Annotated in this window: 1 protein-coding gene; it reads left to right on the plus strand. The window is 42.3% G+C overall.

The window, feature by feature from the left end:
* Positions 1-846: 846 nt before the first annotated feature.
* Positions 847-2,301: a diguanylate cyclase gene (locus GWI56_RS21515; RefSeq protein WP_198574015.1), complete on the plus strand. Its 1,455-nt coding sequence runs from the start codon at positions 847-849 to the stop codon at positions 2,299-2,301.
* The last annotated feature ends 183 nt before the right edge of the window (positions 2,302-2,484 follow it).

A 2,484-nucleotide genomic window follows, 5' to 3' on the forward strand; every position in this document is an offset into this window, starting at 1 on the left:
CCACCATCCATGGCGGTCGCCTGCCGCTAAGCGGACTCTCCCGGCTACGAAGACAAGCTTCTTCGCGTTCAATCATGCTAAATACTCCGTATTTATAGCGCGATGATTTCACCCCCATGTGAGTGTAGTGCCATCGCCAAGCGCCTAATTATCTCATTGAGATGTAACCAAGCCAGCTGAATAAGCTGGCTTTTTTGCATTCGCAATTTGTGAAATCCAGCCTAGTGTCTATTTAATTAGTCAGTTTTCCTCCTATTTTTCTCTCGATAATCCCTTTTTTACCTTCCACGATACGAATAATTTGCACCATTTGGCTTTATATCAATTCTATTCATATCCGCTACAACTGTTCTATCAGATTCAGTTCCGGAGAATAAGGCTGCAGTTTTATCTCAGATTATAAAATCTTCTGCCATCTTTGTTTGATGTCCCCGCACAGTCCATCATGATCGCGGTATAGCGGCCAAAGAACGTAGCTGCAGAAGTTAAGGCGAGGTGCAGCTGCAATAATCGTAGTTTGCAAAAGGCGTTATGATGGCTTTGGATGGCGAGTAAGGGGGGGGTATTTAGGATAGCCCTGATGAAGCAAGCGATAAATATTGGCTTTTTAAATGTGATACCAAACTCAGACGGAGTGAAATTAGGACTGAGTGAACTTAGCAACGTTCTTTCCCATCAACTGATCACCTTATGAAGATAAGTTTTGCTGATGTACGAAGGCGTTAAGACACAATGGACAAACGAGCGTTTCGTATAAGCAATGATGGGAATTGGTATTGTGTGGTTTTCACGTATACACTTTTTTTACATTCCCCATCTAGCATCAGCTTTTAGGTTGAAATTTCAATGGAATTGCGTGGCTTATTGAGGTTATTGTCGCTATTGCTGTGTATGCCATTACTGGTGAATGCTGAGCGTTTCCTGGTGTCTAGTACTAAACTTGCGGATCAAGATGTTAGCGTCAAGTCTGCTGTTATGGTCCGTTATTGCGTTGATCCTGATTGGCTGCCCTATGAAGGAATACGAGAAGGTAAACATCTGGGGATTTCATCGGACTATATTCGTCATGTTGAGTCACATTCTTCCCTTAAGTTTCAGCTAGTGCCGACATCTTCTTGGACCGAAACTTTATCTTTTTTGCAAAGTGGTCAGTGCGATTTAACCCCTATGTTGAATAAAACGCTAATACGCGAGACTTATCTGCACTTCAGTGATGTCTATTTCCGCTCACCAAATGTGCTTGTTTCACTTAAAGAACAGCCTTTTCTGCAAGGATTGGAGAATATCAATACGCGTATTTTAGCCGTGCCCAAAGGTTATCGTTTAGCTGAGTATATTCAGCATTATTATCCTCAGATAGAGATGCTTACTGTTGCCAGTGAACCTGCGGGATTGCAGTCGGTTCTGGATAAACGTGCAGATCTGTTTGTTGGGTCAATGTTTTCGGTTAACGCTTACATTCAACAAATGGGATTTGAACATTTAAAAATTGCGGGTTGGGGCGGGCCAGAAGATGAGTTACGGATGGGGGTCGCTTATGGTCAAGAGTCCTTGTTACCTGTGATAAATAAAGCCTTAAACACTGTGAGTGAGCAAGAGCGGATCACGATTTATCAGAAGTGGAATAATGTGACTGTGATAGATGAGACTAACTATTCGCTTGTGTATCAAATTATCTGCGCGACGTGTCTGTTGCTCCTAATGTTGGGGGCGAGAACTTACTTTATGAGTCAATATAATCGAAGATTAACCGATAAGAATAAACAGTTGGAAACTTTACGCGAACAGCTTGAAGCGTCAAATGCCGAACTCGAATTTTTATCTACCCACGACCCCTTAACTAAATTGTATAACCGACATTACTTTAATCGCTTTTTTATTAATAACGAGCAGCATGATAAATCTGCTGGGGCAGGTATGTGCCTTGTAATGATTGATATCGACTACTTTAAAGAGATTAATGACACACTAGGGCATAACGTCGGCGATCGCATTCTTGAGCAAGTGTCACAGGTATTACAGCACTGTGTGCGTGATTCTGATGTGGTTGCACGTTGGGGGGGCGAAGAATTTGTGATCCTCTGCCAACAGTCATCATTGCCATTAGTTGAAAGCTTGTGTGTGCGGATTGCGCAGAGGATTAACAATTATCAATTTACTGACAATGTTCACTTAACTTGTAGTTTTGGTGTCGCTAAGCTCGCAGAAAACGAACCTATACAATTGTGTTTTGAGCGGGCGGATCGAGCCCTTTATCGTGCTAAAGCACAAGGGCGTAATCAAATGTGCATCGACACGTAAGGGTTTACTCAAGACTGATTTGTGGTTATTTGGCTAAAAGACTGCGATTGAAGTGAGTCGCGGATGTCATCTCTATTTTGGAGATAGGTATAACATGATTGTTCTAGCATATATGGACCCATCCGGTTTGCAAGACATTCGATAGCGATTTTGAGAAGAGTTCATTGCACCCATATATCCGGC

The organism is Shewanella sp. DW31, assembly GCF_015767295.1.
Lineage (GTDB): Bacteria > Pseudomonadota > Gammaproteobacteria > Enterobacterales > Shewanellaceae > Shewanella > Shewanella oncorhynchi.